Source organism: Neorhizobium alkalisoli (genome assembly GCF_002968635.1).
Taxonomy (GTDB): Bacteria; Pseudomonadota; Alphaproteobacteria; order Rhizobiales; family Rhizobiaceae; genus Neorhizobium; species Neorhizobium alkalisoli.
The window spans coordinates 329,844-347,117 of the sequence record NZ_PVBN01000004.1 but is presented as its reverse complement, the minus strand read 5'-3'; the positions used below and the strand labels follow the sequence as shown (position 1 = coordinate 347,117).

General features: G+C 58.0%; 17 protein-coding genes. 5 read left to right on the top strand and 12 right to left on the bottom strand.

Annotated elements, in window-relative coordinates; translation table 11 throughout:
* Nucleotides 1–545: 545 nt before the first annotated feature.
* The 3 genes from C5L13_RS11775 to C5L13_RS11765 form a co-directional block, all read right to left on the bottom strand.
* Complete coding sequence (locus C5L13_RS11775) at nt 546–1,547, bottom strand: extracellular catalytic domain type 1 short-chain-length polyhydroxyalkanoate depolymerase (RefSeq protein ID WP_105383468.1); 1,002 nt, start codon at nt 1,545–1,547, stop codon at nt 546–548.
* The gene (locus C5L13_RS11770) at nt 1,544–2,023 is read right to left on the bottom strand and encodes an NUDIX hydrolase (RefSeq protein ID WP_105383576.1); all 480 of its coding nucleotides are present in this window, start codon (nt 2,021–2,023) and stop codon (nt 1,544–1,546) included. The genes C5L13_RS11775 and C5L13_RS11770 overlap by 4 nt, the downstream gene beginning before the upstream one ends.
* A gap of 74 nt (nt 2,024–2,097) precedes the next feature.
* Nucleotides 2,098–2,337, bottom strand: coding sequence for a DUF2934 domain-containing protein (locus tag C5L13_RS11765; protein WP_245571224.1), 240 nt, complete (start codon nt 2,335–2,337; stop codon nt 2,098–2,100).
* Between the two features lie 205 nt (nt 2,338–2,542).
* On the opposite strand from C5L13_RS11765, the gene C5L13_RS11760 reads away from it, so the two are divergent.
* Nucleotides 2,543–2,743 (top strand): cold-shock protein, encoded by a 201-nt coding sequence (locus C5L13_RS11760; protein WP_105383466.1) that lies wholly within the window; start codon nt 2,543–2,545, stop codon nt 2,741–2,743.
* A gap of 550 nt (nt 2,744–3,293) precedes the next feature.
* Complete coding sequence (locus C5L13_RS11755) at nt 3,294–3,545, top strand: hypothetical protein (RefSeq protein WP_105383465.1); 252 nt, start codon at nt 3,294–3,296, stop codon at nt 3,543–3,545.
* On the opposite strand, the gene C5L13_RS11750 is transcribed toward C5L13_RS11755, so the two are convergent.
* The 5 genes from C5L13_RS11750 to C5L13_RS11730 all read right to left on the bottom strand — a co-directional run bounded on the left by C5L13_RS11750 (nt 3,542) and on the right by C5L13_RS11730 (nt 11,087).
* Nucleotides 3,542–4,804: a tyrosine-type recombinase/integrase gene (locus tag C5L13_RS11750; protein WP_245571223.1), complete on the bottom strand. Its 1,263-nt coding sequence runs from the start codon at nt 4,802–4,804 to the stop codon at nt 3,542–3,544. The two genes, C5L13_RS11755 and C5L13_RS11750, sit on opposite strands and share 4 nt — an antisense overlap.
* 373 nt (nt 4,805–5,177) lie before the next feature.
* Nucleotides 5,178–5,999 (bottom strand): oxidoreductase, encoded by an 822-nt coding sequence (locus C5L13_RS11745; protein ID WP_105383463.1) that lies wholly within the window; start codon nt 5,997–5,999, stop codon nt 5,178–5,180.
* Nucleotides 6,000–6,102: 103 nt separating this feature from the next.
* Nucleotides 6,103–6,786, bottom strand: coding sequence for a TetR/AcrR family transcriptional regulator (locus C5L13_RS11740; protein WP_342588169.1), 684 nt, complete (start codon nt 6,784–6,786; stop codon nt 6,103–6,105).
* A gap of 78 nt (nt 6,787–6,864) precedes the next feature.
* Nucleotides 6,865–9,975, bottom strand: a complete 3,111-nt coding sequence (locus tag C5L13_RS11735; RefSeq protein WP_105383462.1) for an efflux RND transporter permease subunit — start codon at nt 9,973–9,975, stop codon at nt 6,865–6,867.
* Nucleotides 9,972–11,087 carry an efflux RND transporter periplasmic adaptor subunit gene (locus C5L13_RS11730; RefSeq protein ID WP_105383461.1) on the bottom strand — a complete coding sequence of 372 codons (1,116 nt, stop codon included), beginning with the start codon at nt 11,085–11,087 and terminating at the stop codon, nt 9,972–9,974. The genes C5L13_RS11735 and C5L13_RS11730 overlap by 4 nt, the downstream gene beginning before the upstream one ends.
* Before the next feature lie 98 nt (nt 11,088–11,185).
* On the opposite strand from C5L13_RS11730, the gene C5L13_RS11725 reads away from it, so the two are divergent.
* Together C5L13_RS11725 and fabF are read left to right on the top strand one after the other, a co-directional pair.
* On the top strand, nt 11,186–11,794 hold the full coding sequence (locus tag C5L13_RS11725; RefSeq protein ID WP_105383460.1) for a TetR/AcrR family transcriptional regulator: 609 nt from the start codon (nt 11,186–11,188) through the stop codon (nt 11,792–11,794).
* Nucleotides 11,795–11,959: 165 nt separating this feature from the next.
* Nucleotides 11,960–13,225, top strand: a complete 1,266-nt coding sequence (gene fabF / locus C5L13_RS11720; protein ID WP_105383459.1) for a beta-ketoacyl-ACP synthase II — start codon at nt 11,960–11,962, stop codon at nt 13,223–13,225.
* A gap of 387 nt (nt 13,226–13,612) precedes the next feature.
* On the opposite strand, the gene C5L13_RS11710 is transcribed toward fabF, so the two are convergent.
* Nucleotides 13,613–14,116 carry a MarR family winged helix-turn-helix transcriptional regulator gene (locus tag C5L13_RS11710; protein WP_105383458.1) on the bottom strand — a complete coding sequence of 168 codons (504 nt, stop codon included), beginning with the start codon at nt 14,114–14,116 and terminating at the stop codon, nt 13,613–13,615.
* Between the two features lie 227 nt (nt 14,117–14,343).
* Here C5L13_RS11710 and C5L13_RS11705 point away from each other — a divergent pair, with 227 nt between their 5' ends.
* Nucleotides 14,344–15,759: an MATE family efflux transporter gene (locus C5L13_RS11705; RefSeq protein WP_105383457.1), complete on the top strand. Its 1,416-nt coding sequence runs from the start codon at nt 14,344–14,346 to the stop codon at nt 15,757–15,759.
* Nucleotides 15,760–15,794: 35 nt separating this feature from the next.
* Here C5L13_RS11705 and C5L13_RS11700 read toward each other — a convergent pair whose 3' ends face one another.
* From C5L13_RS11700 to C5L13_RS11690, 3 genes are read right to left on the bottom strand one after another with little or no spacing between them, the layout of a single operon-like run.
* Entirely contained in the window at nt 15,795–16,169 is a 375-nt protein-coding gene (locus C5L13_RS11700) for a winged helix-turn-helix transcriptional regulator (RefSeq protein ID WP_407070422.1), read from the bottom strand.
* Nucleotides 16,070–16,429, bottom strand: a complete 360-nt coding sequence (locus C5L13_RS29550; RefSeq protein WP_342588168.1) for an AAA family ATPase — start codon at nt 16,427–16,429, stop codon at nt 16,070–16,072. The genes C5L13_RS11700 and C5L13_RS29550 overlap by 100 nt, the downstream gene beginning before the upstream one ends.
* A gap of 58 nt (nt 16,430–16,487) precedes the next feature.
* On the bottom strand, nt 16,488–16,811 hold the full coding sequence (locus tag C5L13_RS11690; RefSeq protein WP_245571221.1) for a hypothetical protein: 324 nt from the start codon (nt 16,809–16,811) through the stop codon (nt 16,488–16,490).
* Nucleotides 16,812–17,274: the final 463 nt, after the last annotated feature.

Sequence of the window (17,274 nt, the reverse complement as noted above, 5' to 3'; positions counted from 1 at the left end):
GAACCGAGCTGCAAAAGACGGTCTGGCTTGCCTACACCGTATGATGGAAGAGCCGGAGCTCTGGTTTCTTCCGAATTGTGTTTTTGGGGCCGTAGCCTTCGTCTGCTACGGCGACCTTGCTCGTTTCGGTGACGTAAAGGTTTAGAACCTGACCTGAAAGCGTTACAAAACAGCGCTGTGGTTTTAATATGTAAATGTCCTTCAGTCTGCTCATTATTACCTCCCATGCGTCGAACATTAGGAAATGATAATGCTTTGTCTGGCTGTCTCAATGCATCCTATCTGATGATCTAGATCGCCCACCAATCACGTGCTTTTGTTCATGGTCGAATGATCCCTCCCCAGTCCTGGGGCAGTGCTAGCCGCCGTTGACTTTTATGCCGGGTTTTTTCGAGCAGTATCGATGAACGCAGCAAGCCATCGCCGGAGTGGTTGTGGCGGAGGGCGTGTTTCCCGATCAAATCTATCTGACACTTTGTGTTGAACTATCATCCCGCCCCTACTCTCGCGATGGGCCTTTTCCAGTGCCCGATCGAGGTCTCTCTTCAAAGTCGTCGCAGGCCCCAGGACCGCATGAGCTCGAGGGGTGCCGAGATTGCAGCAGGAAGAACGAAAGGATCCTCCGAACTCCTTCCGGCGCTATCATTGCGCGGCTTAACCGGAAGGCCATGCGCCACGCCGTTCATCGAATAGAGCGTCACACGAGAAAGGCCGGCGCCTTTCCAGCTGTGCATTTCGCCCCAGGGCTTTTTATCGATCCGCCCAGCGCTTCGGTCGATGCTGCCGGCTTCCAACCACTGGGCAACGTTCGCCGCGGCGTTCCGGGGATTGACGACCTTGTCGTCCTTTCCCTGCCATATGCTGATGGGAGGCCATGACACCCGTTGCGATGATACAGCGGTCACCAGGCTTCCCCATCCGGCCGGCGGCGTGTGGGCCCCTGATTTCATTGCCTGAAGAGCAGACATCGCATCGCGTGCGGATCCAAACGGCATGCCGGCCACGATCGCAGCCCCTGCAAACATCGCGGGGTAGTTGGCGACAAGCGCCGCCGTCATCGCGCCGCCGGCCGAAAGCCCAACGATGTAGATCCGTCCGCGGTCGATCCGGTACCGTTTGCAGATCTTCTCTATCATCTGCTTGATGGAGAACAGTTCGCCACGATCGCGAGCAACGGCGCTCGGACGAAACCAGTTAAAGCATCTATGCGAGTTATTGCTCCTCACCTGCTGCGGATAAAGGAGAACAAAGCCCTTCTCCTTCGCGAAGCGGGAAAAACCGCTCGCGGCATCCAGACTTTCTGGCGTCTGGCCGCATCCATGAAGCACGACCACGAGCGGCGGATCCTTCGGCAGCTTGGTCGGTGCGAACGACTTCATCACTAGCCTTCCTGGGTTGCTCCCAAAGGCTGCGGTTGTTTCAAGCAGGAGTTTGGCAGGTCGAACAGGCTTGCGTCGCGGTGCTGGCATCACCGATTCAAATAGTTTGGAGATCTTCTTCTGGGTCCTCAAAGCGCTGGAAAGCGGTCGCGAGAAGCCGAACCTCATAGGGCTCTCGTCTGAAGTTTCGACAGTAGCATCCGCAGCCCCGGCTGAGCCGCTGCCCGGATTGCTGCCTCTTGAGGATGCCATCTCTGCTTGCGGGTGGCCTTCTCTGGAAACCTGGTAGCGATTTCTGACTCTTCCAAAAGTTGTACGACCACATGGTAGCGGTTGGGCGAGCTGTCTTTTTCATAGGCGAACGTGCCGAACATGTCAGGTTCGACGGGGCCCAACACACCTGCCTCCTCGTAGGATTCCCGCTGTGCGGCAGCATGGCTCGACTCGCCGGGATCGAGATGGCCTTTTGGCACTCCCCATCGTCCGTTCCGGCCGCTCACGACCAGAAGAACCTGAAGCTTTCCGTTGCCATTACAGCGATAACAGATTGCGGCCGCTTGCTGGACGTCCTGGCCGGTGCTGATCGGAGACGACTGACTATCGCTCGATATCCTGGCTGTTATGTTTTTCTTCTTTCCTTTCATCAAATCGCTTCTGGCGAAAGGTTTCCTCATCTCGCAAACCGCCGTGGCTCAGCGATCCGGCGGCTCTTCGGAACTCAATCCGGGCTCACCGTCGATGGCGGCCGAACGTCGGTCGGTGATCCAGGCCTGTTTCTGGCGTCGTTGAAGGTATCGGAAGCCTGCTGGTTGGCATGGGTGACATCGGCGCCCTCCCGATCGGTCGCCTCATGCTTTTCTTCAGCTCGCCGCCAATGATCCTGGTCAAGACCCTCGGGGCGACCTTCGGCTTCCCAGATCCTGTAGGCGCGCTCGCGCCGTTCCTGTTCTTTGTCCATCGTCAATCCTCTATCTGATCCACAATAACTTCTGCTGAAGCGGCAAAGTTCCTCATCGGCCGAAACTGGCAACTCCCACGAGCAACTCAAGCCGCCGTTGCGCACCTGTAGTGCGGCGAGCCTCTGGTCTTAATCCATCACCGCTCCACATTGCTTCGCAGGGCCGCGTGAACATCTTCCGACGGCGCGAGGGAGCGAGAGTTAAATGGCAACAGGTACGGTCAAGTTTTTCAATCAGGATAAGGGTTTCGGCTTCATCACCCCAGATAACGGCGGCGCGGATGTGTTCGTGCACATCTCCGCAGTCAGTGGCGGCTCGCTGCAAGATGGACAGAAGGTGAGCTACGAGTTGGGACAGGACCGCAAGACGGGCAAGTCGAAAGCGGAAAATGTCAATCCTGCCTGAAGGGCAAGCTCCGTCCACTCACACCCGCGGTGGAACGATATGCCATCTGAGAACATCGGAAATCAATTACCTGTATCGAAAAATGCTTATATGAGATCAATCATATCGAAAATCGATTAACGATGGTCATGAGCCTCATCGAAACCATGTGCTTTGCATCGAAAATCGGTTAGAAACAGAGGCCGCCATAGAAATCTAGTTAGGAAACTCAGCGACTGACGAAATCGGCTTTCGCCACAACGCACTAAAAGCGTCCTTGCCAAGTTGATGATGCTGCGACCCAACCGGACCGCCACCGCGAAATTCAAGTATTTGTACTCCAATGCTCTCTATTTTCATCGCACGATCCGCGGCAACTACGAGGCCGTGCGACGAAAGACGGCATGCGGCCCTGGAGAGCGCTCACTTACCCCCAATTTCGCATTCACATCGGCGACCTTTCGGCTCAGTTTTCCGATGAGCGGCGGTTCGCCCGAAACCGAGGATTGCATGACAGCGAAACGGAAAAGGGCCGCCCGCTCTGCCTATGGAAACGCGGAGAGCTGGGGCCATGAAGTTGATCTCAACCGGCGACGCATCTCGTCCTCGCCTTCGCCGGGTAGATGTGCCGGCCTACCTTGCTGCGAAGCATGGCATCGACATTGCAGTCTCGACGCTCGCCAAAATGGCAACGGTCGGCGGCGGCCCGCCGATGCAATACAGCGGCCGCATCCCGCTTTACCATGTTCAGGATCTGGACGGCTGGGCAAACGAACGGCTTTCCAAGTCCGTCCGTTCAACGTCGGAAAGACGCTCAGGTTAAGCCCGCCTTGGCTGTTTCTCCGCTTCGACCAAGTCCGTCGTCATCATTCGGTAAACCTCGCCAGAAACCTTGTCGGCGGCAGCAATAAGAACACTATCCAGATGATGAACATATCGCTGCGTCACATTGCCGGCCGCATGCCCGAGCAGCGCGGAGATCGTGATCTCCGTAAAGCCCAGGTCGCCAGCCACGCTGGCATAAGAGTGCCGAAGGGTATGCGACGTGACGCCGCTTAGACGTGCCTTCTTCGTCAGGCGACCGATGGCCGCATCCAGTGAAGTGTAGTGTCCATCTGCATCCCTAGGGCCTGGAAGCACGTACGGGTTTTTCCCCTGTTTGCTCACCTTAGACAGGACCTCAAAAACGGGCTTCCCCACCGGCCGGATTGATGCGTCTTCCTTCGAGTCATCGAGACGAAAACAGCTCCCAGTCTCATCGACCTCAATCCATTTCAAGCCGGCAATTTCACTCAGGCGGAAACCTGTCAGCAGAAACAGCGTTGTCCCCACGACACCTTGCCAAGTCTCATCATCAGCAGTTTCCAGCGCCTTTCCGAGGGCACGGTACTCTTTTGCATCGAGGCGCCGCGTTCTCTTTCCAACTGCCGGCCTCTTGATGCCGCGTGCTGGATTATGCTCGATAATGCCTTCTGAAACGGCATAGGTCAGCACGGCGCTTAGGAGTGTCACAGCCTGCGAAGCCGTACCAGGGCCGCCGAGCACAATCGCCCTTCCCCTCACCTTGTCGGTCTTCTCGTCCACCGCCGTCTTGCCGGTGGTGATATCCCGCATCATCTTCACCGCGTCGGCGGTAGTCAGGTCCCTTACCAACTTGGTACCGATCAACGGGATGATATGCCGATTGATCCGGCCGCGGTCGACATAAAGGGTGGATGCCTTTTTAGGCTTGCCGCGCTTGCCGAAAACGAGCCCCTTGTCCGCCGCGTCGAGATAGGCTTCACATAGCTCTTTGACCGCTAGAGATTTGCGGCGAGTGGCACGATCCAATTGAGGATCGTCGCCACGTGCGACATCACCCAAGACGACCTTGGCCTCCTTCCTGGCTTCCTCGACGGTCAGCGGGCCATGGACGCCGATTTTGAAGCGCCTTGTCTGCTTACCGGCTCGGTACTGAGCTAGGTAGGTTTTCCTACCGGTTGGCCAGATGCGAACGCCAAAACCAGGCAGCTCATCATCCCATTCAAAGTAGTCTTTGTCGCGTGCCTGGAGGCCGTCGATTATTCTCTTCGTCAGCTTCACCACTGGGGCACCTCACCATTTACAGGAAGCATATAGGAAGCAGCAGGAAGCAAATTCGGGTAAATTTAGTCCAAACCGTTGGAATCTCGGTAAGCACTTTCTTATTGATTTATCTTACGAAATACAATTCAATCTAACAAGAGGAAGCACCGGGAAATCGGTTAGACCTGTTTTCCGATTCCAAAGGTCACAGGTTCGAATCCTGTCGGGTGCGCCATTTTCTTTTAGAGCTAAACATAAGACCGGATTAGTTACTGATGGACCGGCACCCGTGTCTTGGTAGCAGGTCCTATTGACGAATAACCAGCAATTCGGTGAGATCGGATCCATCGCCACAGGCTACGCACCGACTTGTGGGGAAGTTCGCCCACATCTAGGACTGAGGCCGCCTGTTGAAGCCGAATGTTTTCCGTAGACTGCTATCAACCGCCAGTGCCGGCATAAACCTGCGCAGCCTGCTCAGCAATTTTGCCTGCCCGCCAGCCGGTTGCCTCATACGGTAGGGGCCGTTGATTGCTGCCAGGATCTGGTTGGCAACGATCTCACGAGACGGTGCCGCCTTTATCTGTGCCTCGATCGTTTTGGTGGTTGCCATGGCCTGAGCCGCATAGACTCCGAGGGGGGCACTAGTGTGCTTTGCGTTGACGTCAAGGTTGGTGTTTGTGAACGTTGGCTCGATGAGGACGACGCGCACGTTGTACTCTCGGATTTCATGATCCAGGGATTCCGACAAGCCTTCAAGCGCGTGCTTGCTGCTCGCGTAGATGCCCATAAATGGTGCGGGCAGAAAGCCGAGCACGGAACTCATGTTGATGATGATCCCGCTTCGCGCGGCACGCATCGAAGGCAGTGCCGCGCGAATCATGCGCAAAGGCCCAAAAAGATTGGTGTCGAACACCGATTGAGCTTCAGGAGTCGATGTATTTTCGATGGGGCCTACAAGCGATACGCCCGCATTGTTAACGAGCACATCTATCCTGCCGGCTTCGGACAGTACCCATTCAATGAATTGGGAGACTGAAGTTTCATCGGTGACGTCTACAGTTCCGAAGCGGACACCGGGTATCGCAGGCGCGCGGCTGAGGTCGCGAGCACCCCCGAAGACCTGGAATCCATTCTGCGACAGAAGACGGGCCGACGCTTCACCAATTCCCGATGATGCTCCCGTAATCACGACAACTTTTCGATTTGACATAAATGCTCCTGGAGTTAGCTGGTTGGGTCGCGAGACGAATGAATTCATTTGAAAATGCGGGATCAGAGTCTGTTGGAATTTGGAAACTGCCGCCGCGGGAATCCTAGGCTGATGTGCTGAGCGCTGCGGCGATGAAGTTGGTCTGAGCTAAAAGGCCAGCCTCTGTATCTTCACCGCTTCGGGCACCCTGCTCTATGAGAACGGGATGGTAGAATGGCATGAAGGATCTCACGACATCGCGCGCGGCCTGCGCGGAGTCCTTGACGCCAAACTCGCCTGCTTCAATACCCTCGCTCACGATCGTTTCGGTCAGTCCCACTAGCTGTTCGTTGTGTGCTCGGTTGACAGCCCAGTTCTCGTTCGTTGCGGCGGTGATCAGATCGTGGATCGGCTTCTGTTGCATAAAAGTGCGCCTTCTTTCGCGATGGAGGGCGTGCAAGAGGGCTACAAGCTTGGTACGGGCTGGCCCTGGCACATCTGCGATCGATCCCCCAAACAGGATTGTTCGGTTAAGGAAACGGCCACAGACCGACTTGTTGATCGCCGCCCTCGAAGGAAAAAAGCGATAGATGTTCGCGCGGCTCACCCCGAGGTGGACTGCTATGTCGTCCACCGACGTTTTTTGGTGTCCAATGCGGCGAAAGTGCTCTTCCGCCACATCCAGTATTCGCTCGCGGAAGAGACTGACGTCGATCTCTGTAGGTGTCGGAAAACCCATGTCACATCCACTCAAGCTTTCTTTTTCAATGGCTCGACCGCACTCCAGGGCTTCCGCGATTTTCACCATGTTCCTAGTCTCCACGACCTCTTGTGAAATTGAGATTCGCCGCTGAAAAATGGATGGGACGTATTGATCACGAGCCGACTACTCCGCCGCAATCGCCCTTGGAGGTTCGTGTGCGTAAGTCACTTCCCGAAGACCACTTTCCTTCGGGGGCTTGATCCGGAACCACACCGCATACAGAGCCGGAAGGAAGAGCAGGATCATAACGGTGCCCGCGGCCGTGCCCCCGATCAGGGTATAGGCCATCGATCCCCAGAAGACCGAATGGGTCAGGGGGATGAACGCTAGGACGGCTGCAAGCGCCGTCAAAATCACGGGTCTCGTTCTCTGGACTGTGGCTTCGATGACGGCATGATAATCATCGAGGCCGGCCGCCTGGTTTTCCTTGATCTGCTCTGTCAGAATCAGCGTGTTGCGCATGAGGATACCCGCCAATCCGATCAACCCGAGAATGGCGTTGAAACCGAACGGCTGGTTGAACAGGAGCAAGGTCGGGACCACTCCGGCAAGGCCAAGGGGGGCGGTAAGCATCACCATTGTCATCGTCGACAGACTGCGAACCTGCAGGATGATGACGATCAACGTGGCGGCGATCATCAATGGGAAGACCTGAACCAATGCAACATTGGCCTTCAAGGACTCCTCGATGTTCCCACCCATCTCGATGCGGTATCCGACGGGGAGTGATGCGATCAGCGGCTGGAGGGCCTTCATGACCTGCTGCGAGACCTCCGGGGGCTGCGTCGCCTCGTTGATGTCGGATCTGATCGTGACCACCGGCATCCGATCGCGACGTTTCAGGATCGGTTCCTCGAACCGGATCTCGGAATGCCCGATCTGGTCAAGGGGCACCTGACGGCCGTTCCTGCTCATCAGGGAAAAGTCGGCAAGCCTTGATGGATCCAGGCGGTTTTCTCCAGCACTTCGGGCAACGACGGGCACGTTCCGGATGTTGTCGCGCACCTGCGTCACCGGGATGCCGCTCAGCAGCAACTGCATCTGCTGCGCAGCCTCGGCGGGAGAAAGACCGATGAGATTAAGTCGTTCCTGATCCGGGACGAACCTTAGAACAGGGGTCCGGTTGCCCCAGTCCCTGTTTGCCTGCCGGACATCTGGAACCGCCTTCATGATCGCCAGAGCCTGCCCGGAAATTTTGTAGAGCTCATCCTGATCGGGTCCCGTGATCCGGAACTCAACCGGGAACGGCGTGTATGGCCCGAACACAAGCTGGGTCACGCGCACGGATGCCTCAGGAACAAGGCCGTCCGATATGGCGGCCCGAAGGCGGTGTTTCAATTCTTCGCGTGCATGGGCATCGGGCGTGAGCACAACGACCTTGGCAAACGAGGGGTCGGGCAACTCCGGCGCCATGGCAAAGAAGAAGCGGGGCGCGCCCTGCCCCACATACGCGGTGACGATGTTCGTCTCGGGTTGGGCTTGCAGCCAGTCTTCGACTTTCTTCACTGCTGCCGTCGTGGCCTCGATGCTTGTGCCCTCTTGCATCCGTACCTCGACCAGCACCTCAGGGCGATCCGAAGTCGGAAAGAACTGCTGTTTTACGCCCCCCATACCGACGACCGAAACAGCCATCGTGATGCCGACTACGGCACACACCATGAATTTGTGGCGAACAGCGAACTCGATGACGGAGCGCAGGCGACGGTAGTTCGGCGTATTATAGAGAGCGTGATGACCGCCCTCGACCGGCTTGATGTTCGGCAGCATCTTCACGCCCAGGTAGGGCGTAAAGGTCACGGCGACGATCCAGGAAACGATCAAGGCAAAACCCACGACCCAGAAAATATTGCCTGCGTATTCACCCGCCGTTGATTTCGCGAAGCCAACGGGCATCAATCCGATGATCGTGACAAGTGTACCAGACAGCATAGGTGCCGCGGTATGGCTCCAGGCATAGGCGGCCGCCTTGATCCGATCCATGCCCTCCTCCATCTTCACCACCATGACCTCGATGGCGATGATGGCGTCGTCGACGAGAAGGCCAAGCGCAAGGATCAGGGCGCCGAGCGTGATGCGATCGAAGAACCGTCCGGTCTCCAGCATGATGAGGAAGACGACAGCAAGCGTCAGCGGCACTGCGAGTGCCACGACAATACCGACGCGCCAGCCGAGGGCGACCAGACTGACGAACAGCACGACACCGAGCGCCATCGCGAACTTGAGCATGAACTCGCCGACCGCCTCGTCGATATTGACGGCCTGATCGCTGACCTTGGAAAGCGTCATGCCCAGCGGCAATGTCTGCGCGATCGCAGCAGATCGTGCTTCAAGCGCCGCTCCGAGCTCAAGACCATTCCAGCCCTGTTGCATCACTGCGCCCAGCATAATTGTCGGCTCGCCCTCATGGCGGATGATGTAGGTCGCCGGATCCTCATACCCGCGCCGCACATCCGCTAGATCGGAGAGCTTCAGGGTTCGTCCGGCCGCAACGATCGGCGTATCGGCAATCGCCTGCACACTGTTATAGGCTCCGTCGAAACGGATAAAAACCTGTGGCCCACGCGTGTCGATCGAGCCGGCGGGCGTGACTGTATTCTGTCTTTGCAAAGCCGCGGCGATATCCTGGGCCGATACTCCAAGTGTCGCGAGCTTGGCATAGGAAAATTCGACAAAGATCTGTTCAGGCCGCTCCCCGAGGATATTGATCTTCTTGACGCCCGGAACATGCAGGAGATCCTGACGGATCACTTCCGCCTGCCGAACGAGGTCGCGCATCGGCATTCCCTTGGCCTTGAGCGCGTAGAGCGCAAAGCTCACATCGGAATATTCATCATTGACGAAAGGGCCAATGACGCCAGGCGGGAGATTTCGAGCCTCATCGCCAAGCTTCTTGCGCGCCTGGTAGAATTCCTCTTCGACTGCGGACGCCGGCGTATTGTCCTTGAGCGTGACCGTGAGGAAGGCATAGCCTGGCCGCGTCGTTGTTTCGACACGGTCGTACCATGTGAGTTCCTGGATACGCTTCTCAAGTGGCTCGGCGACAAGATCCTGCATTTCACGTGCAGTGGCGCCCGGCCAAACTGACGTGACCGTCAGCGTCTTGATCGTGAAGGAGGGATCCTCGGCACGTCCTAGCTTGACGAAAGCGTAAACTCCCGCAGCGGCCAACAGAACGATGAAGAACAGAGTGACGGCGCGCTCGCGAACCGCGATGGCGGAAAGATTGAAGCTCATTTTTTCACCTTTTCCTGCACCGAGGTCCGGACAGCCGCACCATCTTCCAGCAGATGGGCGCCCAGAGCGACAACCTGCTCACCGATGCCAATTCCGGTGACGAACGCCGTCTCGTCTCCGATCCGTTTGATGGCTATGGGAGCGAAGTTCACCGTTGAAGCGGCGCCGTTTAGAACCCACACGCCCGTCCGGATACCGTCGTCCAGGATAGCACCTACCGGAACAGCGACCTCCGCCTGCCTGTCAGCGTCCAAGATTTTGATCGTCACCGTCGAGCCGAGCGGGGCGGAGGCGGCGGCGCCATCGAGAACATAGCGCGCCTCGTAAGTACGGGTTTGCGGATCGGCAGCATCGGAGATCTGTCGTAAGCGGGCTTTCCCGCTTAGACCTTCGCCGCCATAGACACTGGCCTCCACTTCGGATCCGATGTCGGGACGCAAAGCCTCAGGTAGCCAAACAACAGCTTCACGCGGCCCAGCCTGCGCGAGTTGAACGACCGTCTGGTCCGCAGCCACAACCTGTCCCGGCTCACCAAGAGTATCGACGACAGTTCCGTCCGAGTCTGCAAGAAGTACGGTATAGGTAGCCTCGTTTTCTGCGATCTTAGCGTCAGCTTCGGCCGCGGCAAACTGTGCCGAAGCCGTGTCTAGGGCCGCCTTCGCCTGTTCATAACGCTGGGGAGTAGCAGCCAATCCGTTTTTCACCAGCGCCGCATAGCGCTTCTCATCGGCTTGCGCCTGAATCAGGACAGCACGCGCTGCGATGACCGTGTTGCGCTTGGCTGTCAGCGCGAGCTGGAGATCGGATTCGTCGATGCGCAACAGGGCTTGGCCCTGTTTCACCTGCTGACCCACATCGACCATCCGCTCGATGATCTTGCCGGGAACCCGGAACCCGAGGTTGCTCTGTACGCGTGAAGCGACAGTTCCGGTGAATGAGCGCTCCGCCGTTTCAGAATTCTTTGCGTTTGCCACCATGACCAATGGCGGCGCCGTCCTTGGGTCGGCGGTTTCGGCCTTCCCTTCGGTGGTCTCAGTAACGAGGAAGAGGGTAGCGGCGGCAACCGCTGCTGCCACAAGGCCCACAGAGGCCACGACATGTTTGCGTTTCATTTGAATTTCTCTTCTTGACGAGCCATCTGCATAAATTAGATTGCGATCTAACTCTATTTGCGATATAGATGTCAACTGAAATCTAATTGGAGATCAACATGAGAGTGAGCCGCGCACAGGCCGAGGCAAATCGGGAAACCGTGATCAACGTGGCCAGCCGACTGTTTCGAGAGCATGGCTTTGACGGGATTGGCCTGAAGGATCTGATGAAGGGTGCGGGCCTGACGCAGGGCGGCTTCTACAAGCAGTTTTCGTCTAAGGACGACCTTGCTGCACTGGCATCGAGGCGCGCGATGGAAAGCGCTACCAGCAGATGGTCGACAGCCGCTGCGGACAGCTCCGATCCCCTCGAAGCAGTCATGGAGTTCTACCTCTCACCGGGACATCTCGGCGAAAAGGCCGACGGTTGCCCTTTGGTCGCGCTGGGAGCAGATGCGGCGCGGCAAAGCGAGGAGGTCCGGCGACCATTCGAGGATGGTATCCGCGCTCACTTCGAAGTTCTGGATGAGCTGATGGACGATGCCAACAGCTCGAATCCCAGCGGCAAGGCGATGGCGATACTGTCTCTCATGGTGGGCGCAGTCACACTTTCACGGATTATGACGGACGAGACGCTGTCGCAAGGCATCCTTGACGCAGCCGCGGGCGAAGTCCGGCGCATCGCGCGTGGCGAAGGTGCGCCTAAGGTGGTCACTTCACCGGATTAGATCATCTGGCGGCGGTTCCCAGTCGCCCGGTAATCCAACCACCCGAGTGTGTGGGCGAATAGCGCGCTTCGATCCCTCGCAAACTGCATGCGTGAGAACCCTCGGCTACAGCGCCGCCGGCACTTCTGGCCATGCCAATTTCATGAGAAAACAGGCGGAAAAGCAATGCGTCGTATCGTTGTTACAGGAATGGGAGCGATCAGCCCCCTTGGATCGAACGTCGATGTCTCCTGGTCGCGTCTTCTCGCGGGTAAGAGTGGCATCCGTCGGTTGGGCGACGATGTCGTCGGAGATCTCCCGTCAAAAATAGGTGGAGTGGTGCCCTCTGTCGCCGAAGACCCGGAAGGCGGTTTCGATCCGGATACAGTCATGGCTCCGAAGGATCAGCGCAAGGTGGACCGCTTCATCATCTTCGCACTGGCGGCCGCCGAAGAGGCGCTTGCCCAGGCGAACTGGAAGCCGGTTTCGAACGGTGACCGACTGCGAACCGCGACGATCATTGCTTCGGGCATCGGCGGCTTTCCGGCAATCACCGAGGCGGTCCGCACGGTCGACCAACGCGGTGTCCGTCGTCTTTCGCCCTTCACCGTGCCGTCGTTTCTCGTCAACCTCGCAGCGGGTCAGGTTTCGATCCGCTTCGGTTTCAAGGGCCCCCTCGGCGCGCCGGTCACAGCATGCGCAGCCGGTGTTCAGGCAATCGGCGATGCCGCCAGGCTGATCCGGTCGAACGAAGCAGACATTGCCATCTGCGGCGGAACGGAAGCCTGCATGAACATCGTCAGTCTCGGTGGTTTTGCAGCAGCCCGATCTCTTTCCACCGGCTTCAACGAAACACCGGGCCAGGCATCGCGCCCTTTCGATGCGAAACGTGACGGCTTCGTTATGGGCGAAGGAGCCGGAATCCTGGTGATTGAATCCCTGAGCCATGCGCTTGCCCGCGGCGCTGCTCCACTTGCCGAACTCGTTGGATACGGCACGACAGCCGACGCCCATCACGTTACGTCCGGTCCCGAAGACGGAAATGGGGCGCGCCGAGCCATGGAGATAGCCATCGCGCAGGCGGGAGTAGCCCGGAGGGAAATTGGCCACTTGAACGCACACGCCACCTCCACGCCCGTAGGAGATCTCGGTGAAATCAGGGCCATCAAGAGTGTTTTCGGTTCCGACAGAACAATCGCTGTCAGCGGCACGAAATCGGCGACAGGACACCTTCTCGGCGCCGCCGGAGGGCTGGAAGCCATCTTCACGATTCTGGCGCTTAGAAACCAGATCGCACCGCCTACGCTGAACCTGAACGCGCCGGACCCGGAAGCCGAAGGAATTGATTTCGTTGCAAACGACGCGCGACGCTTAGAGATGGAATACGCGATATCCAATGGCTTCGGCTTCGGCGGGGTCAATGCCAGCGCTTTGTTCAGGCGCTGGACATAAGGAAGCGCTGGCGACCCATCCTTCTCTGGCTGCGACCTTTTCCGAGTGGCCCATTCGAAGAGGAAATGGCGGTTCGGATCCTGTAAGGGGCTCGATTTGGCCGAGGTCTCGGTGATCCGGTGACCATCCCAGATAAGGCCGCATCGGCTGGCATCTATTGAAACATGATCGAACGCGAGGACAGCTCCGGATGCTGAAGAAGTTTCGAGAAAAATGGCGACTGTGGGAACAGGCACTCTCAGGCATCGATGACTTGCACGGGGATTATATGGTCGGGCTGGAGAAGCGACTATCCAGGTTGAAACCGTTGCGGCCGAGCTGCAAGGCTCTCCCCGCGAAGGGTTCCCGCTTGAAGACGGGCGCATAAGTGATGGGTGAGACCGATGACTATCCTGGGTTGGACGGCCAACGTATCAAAGGCATGCTGAGGTCAGTTGGCCGAGCGTATGGCAAACGCAACGAATATTGCGTGTCCCCGCCCATCTGCATTGCCAATGCCTCTTCGAATTCCTGAAGATGTTTGAGTGCCATCTTGAGCCGCTCGCTCCCGTCGCCGGTAAGGAAAAGTCTCCTTGCTCTGCGGTCACCAACATCCACCCGCACAGTCACCCAGTTCCGTCTTACCAGGGGCTTGAGGTTAGTAGCAATCGTAGAGGGATTGAGGCCGAGAACCTGGGAGAGATCAGCGGCTCGTGGGGAGCCTGCCTCGGCAATTGCGGCAAGCAGCAAGCTCTGCTCCGCAGTCAGTCCTGCCGCACGCAACGTCGTGTCGGCCCGCCGAGAGATGGCGCGGTACGTCCGTTGAAGAACAAAACAAAGGTTTTCGGCAACCGGGCTGTTGGTGGCTTCGTCTCTGATCGATTCCCGACCGGATGATGTGGGTTTGGACATTTATTCGGCCCCGGGCAAGCGTCTGAACCATGATTTTTTAGATTGCGTATAACCTCTATGTATGATTTAGATGTTAAACGAAATCTATCGTCAAGGGACACCAAACTCCGGTCTCGCCTCACACGCGCCAATGCCGGGGAAGAGCTCGCTCGAGATATCCGCGATAACGGCATCATGAGTTGCTGGAAGTCTCACATCGAAGCCGCGAACCGCCATAAGGACTACCAATGACCGACGCGTCCCAGCCGACGGATGCATCCGCCCTGAAAGCCTCGCGGACGGCCCCTCCGGGAGTTCTGGATGGCCCGATCACACCTGCGCTGCTCCGGCTGGCATTGCCCACCGTTGTCGTCCTTGTGGTTCAGACACTTGTCGGGGTCGCCGAGACCTACTTCATCAGTTTCCTCGGCACGGAGGCACTGGCAGGCGCTACCCTCGTCTTCCCGGTGCTCATGCTGATGCAGATGATGTCGAACGGCGGCATTGGCGGGGGCGTTTCCTCGGCCATCGCACGTGCCTTGGGAGCCAATCGCCACGCCGATGCCAATGGACTTGTCTGGCATTCGATCATTCTCGCCATCGCATTCGGAGCCATCTTCTCGGTCGCTGCATTCCTTTTTGGACCGATCCTCTACCAGTCGATGGGCGGGACAGGAGCGACCCTTACGGCAGCCCTCACCTACTCGGGGATCGTGTTCGCAGGCTCTATCCCCATCTGGATCACGGCGCTGCTGTCAGCGGCCCTCCGCGGTGCCGGGAACGTAAACGTCCCGGCCCTTGTGATCATTTCGGGAGCCGGAATCCTGTTCGCATTGTCGCCGCCTCTGATCTTCGGCTGGGGGCCTTTTCCGCAGCTCGGTGTGGCTGGCGGCGGCGCTGCAGTGTTCATATATTATCTGCTCGCGGCGCTTGTGCTTGCACTTTACCTGCGGTCGTCACGAAGCCCGCTGAAACTCAGAATTGTTCCGCTGCAGAGCCGACTGTTCAGGGAAATACTGGGGGTCGGCCTCCCTTCTGCGGTCGGTACGGCTCAGGTCAATCTCACGGTCACCTTCGTCACCGCTGCCGTTGGCCACTTTGGCGCTGACGCGATCGCCGGATTTGGTATTGCTTCGCGCCTTGACTACCTTCAGATCCCTATCATCTTCGGCCTTGGAACAGCTATCGTCACCATGGTCGGCATCAACATCGGCGCCAGTCGGATCGAGCGCGCGCGCCGGGTCGCATGGGTTGGCGCCGGTATTGCATTTGGAATCACACAGATCATCGGCCTCGCCGCCGCGCTCTTTCCGGACATCTGGATGGGCCTTTTCACGACCGACCAAACTGTGCAGGAAATGGGCTCTCTCTATCTGCGAACCGTGGCACCCGCCTACGGGGCGATTGGACTAGGATTGGCACTCTATTTCGCCAGCCAAGGGGCGAAGCGCGTGCTTCTTCCCGTACTTGCCGGAACCGTGAGAATGATCATCGCCGCCTTTGTGGGGTGGTCGGCAGTTCTCTGGTTTGGTGTAAGCCTCGGCACCCTGTTCCAGATGGTGGCGCTCGGAGCCCTCGCCTACGGTGTCCTCACAGCGGCGGCCGTTCTTCCTCGCCGGATGTTCTTCCAGGAACGGGAACCGGATGATCGCGCCACGCGGTAATGGATCATCGTCCAAACGCGATACGATCGAGCCGCTCAGGCGGGGTCCTGCGGCGTCCCGTTACGCTGGTCACGTCGCATAAAGGCCCAGTCAATCAGTTCCGCCATGGATGGACCCAGTGCGATTCCCATCTCACTCAGCGCATACTCGACCCTTGGCGGAACCTGGGGGTAAACCGTCCTCGTGACGATGCCGTCTTTCTCCAGTTCTTTCAGTTGCTGGATAAGCATCTTCTGGTTTACGCCTTCAACCCGCTTCTCCAGCTGGGAAAATCGGAGCGGGACTTTGGCCCCGAAGAGTTGGCAGATGATCACGATCTTCCACTTCCCTTCGAGCACGCGCAGGGCATCTCTGGTGAGGCCGCGAGAGCGCGGGCGAACATTGTTTTCCCCGTCCCCGGCGGACCGGATAGCAGCACTCCCTTGTCGACATCCTCCCAAGAGATCGTCCCCGCGCGCCAGTTCAAGGCCCCACTCCTTGGCTTCGCCGTAACCCTCCATGTCTTCGAGACGGATATCTGAGAGCGCTTCTTTTTTTGCAGGACCGCCGCGGTGCAGTCGAGCGAACGGTCCGAGTGGTTCGGCAGGCTCCGGATACTCTCGGAAGCTGATGCGAAACGACGGCTGAAATACCAGAGTGCCCAGGTTGGAAGCGTAGGTATTAGTTTCATCCACGCTGGGGCACCATTTTCTTCCCCGCAGCCGACAGGCTCGGCTAGCGCCTACTACCTACCTCCCGCGCCGCCGCATTGACGAGGCAAGATAACCGAGGGCAAGCGCCATGGCGGCGACTGCGATTCCGGTGCTGATGACGCCAATGGGTGTTATTCTGGCGCTGCCTTGCAAGGTGATGTTTTTCCCCACACGCAGCTCAAAAATCGACTTGATTTCCTCGGGATGCGAGGGGACCGCGATCGAAGGTTCTTCCTGAACGACTGCCATTTTGAAACTCCGGTGCAAATAGGCCGCAGCCGAACGCCATTCCGAGGCGGCCTTAGAGATAGCGACGTCACAATAACATGGCAGTTTCCAGTCATCTTGTTCGGTGCGCAATTGATTTTCTGAAATCGGAAGGCTCGGAGAGACATGACCCCACGAACCCGACACAGCAACAGGGCGCGCGGTGGTTGCCGGCTTTCGCGCCCGACCTCGCCACACGACGTCCGCACTTGCCCACCGTGCTCCACAAAACCAACATTATTCGCAGCCAAGGAGTTGATGACGGACCTCTAGCCTTGGCTTTTGGCTCCACTATATCACCCGTCGGAGGGGGCGATCGTCGTCAGTCACGCAAGCCGTGGCAAATTCCATCAGGGAGGAGATTGTAGATAGGGGGCTCAATGACCGTAGTGCCCAACAGGCAACCCGTGTCTTCTGGACGCGGTTCACCAGGAAGAGCTTGCGCATCGTACAAGCGACATCGACTGATTGCGGCCGCCTCGCGTAGCCGTGTCAGCCCGCGGCTCGAAAAGGAGCCAAAAACCTGCGCGAAAAAGGGTGGCTATGGAATGACCTA

Coding starts and splice junctions, on each gene's coding strand:
- C5L13_RS11775 (WP_105383468.1), bottom strand. CDS start 1,547: ATGAGGTTCGGCTTCTCGCGACCGCTTTCCAGCGCTTTGAGGACCCAG.
- C5L13_RS11770 (WP_105383576.1), bottom strand. CDS start 2,023: ATGAAAGGAAAGAAGAAAAACATAACAGCCAGGATATCGAGCGATAGT.
- C5L13_RS11765 (WP_245571224.1), bottom strand. CDS start 2,337: ATGGACAAAGAACAGGAACGGCGCGAGCGCGCCTACAGGATCTGGGAA.
- C5L13_RS11760 (WP_105383466.1), top strand. CDS start 2,543: ATGGCAACAGGTACGGTCAAGTTTTTCAATCAGGATAAGGGTTTCGGC.
- C5L13_RS11755 (WP_105383465.1), top strand. CDS start 3,294: ATGAAGTTGATCTCAACCGGCGACGCATCTCGTCCTCGCCTTCGCCGG.
- C5L13_RS11745 (WP_105383463.1), bottom strand. CDS start 5,999: ATGTCAAATCGAAAAGTTGTCGTGATTACGGGAGCATCATCGGGAATT.
- C5L13_RS11740 (WP_342588169.1), bottom strand. CDS start 6,786: ATGGTGAAAATCGCGGAAGCCCTGGAGTGCGGTCGAGCCATTGAAAAA.
- C5L13_RS11735 (WP_105383462.1), bottom strand. CDS start 9,975: ATGAGCTTCAATCTTTCCGCCATCGCGGTTCGCGAGCGCGCCGTCACT.
- C5L13_RS11730 (WP_105383461.1), bottom strand. CDS start 11,087: ATGAAACGCAAACATGTCGTGGCCTCTGTGGGCCTTGTGGCAGCAGCG.
- C5L13_RS11725 (WP_105383460.1), top strand. CDS start 11,186: ATGAGAGTGAGCCGCGCACAGGCCGAGGCAAATCGGGAAACCGTGATC.
- fabF (WP_105383459.1), top strand. CDS start 11,960: ATGCGTCGTATCGTTGTTACAGGAATGGGAGCGATCAGCCCCCTTGGA.
- C5L13_RS11710 (WP_105383458.1), bottom strand. CDS start 14,116: ATGTCCAAACCCACATCATCCGGTCGGGAATCGATCAGAGACGAAGCC.
- C5L13_RS11705 (WP_105383457.1), top strand. CDS start 14,344: ATGACCGACGCGTCCCAGCCGACGGATGCATCCGCCCTGAAAGCCTCG.
- C5L13_RS29550 (WP_342588168.1), bottom strand. CDS start 16,429: ATGAAACTAATACCTACGCTTCCAACCTGGGCACTCTGGTATTTCAGC.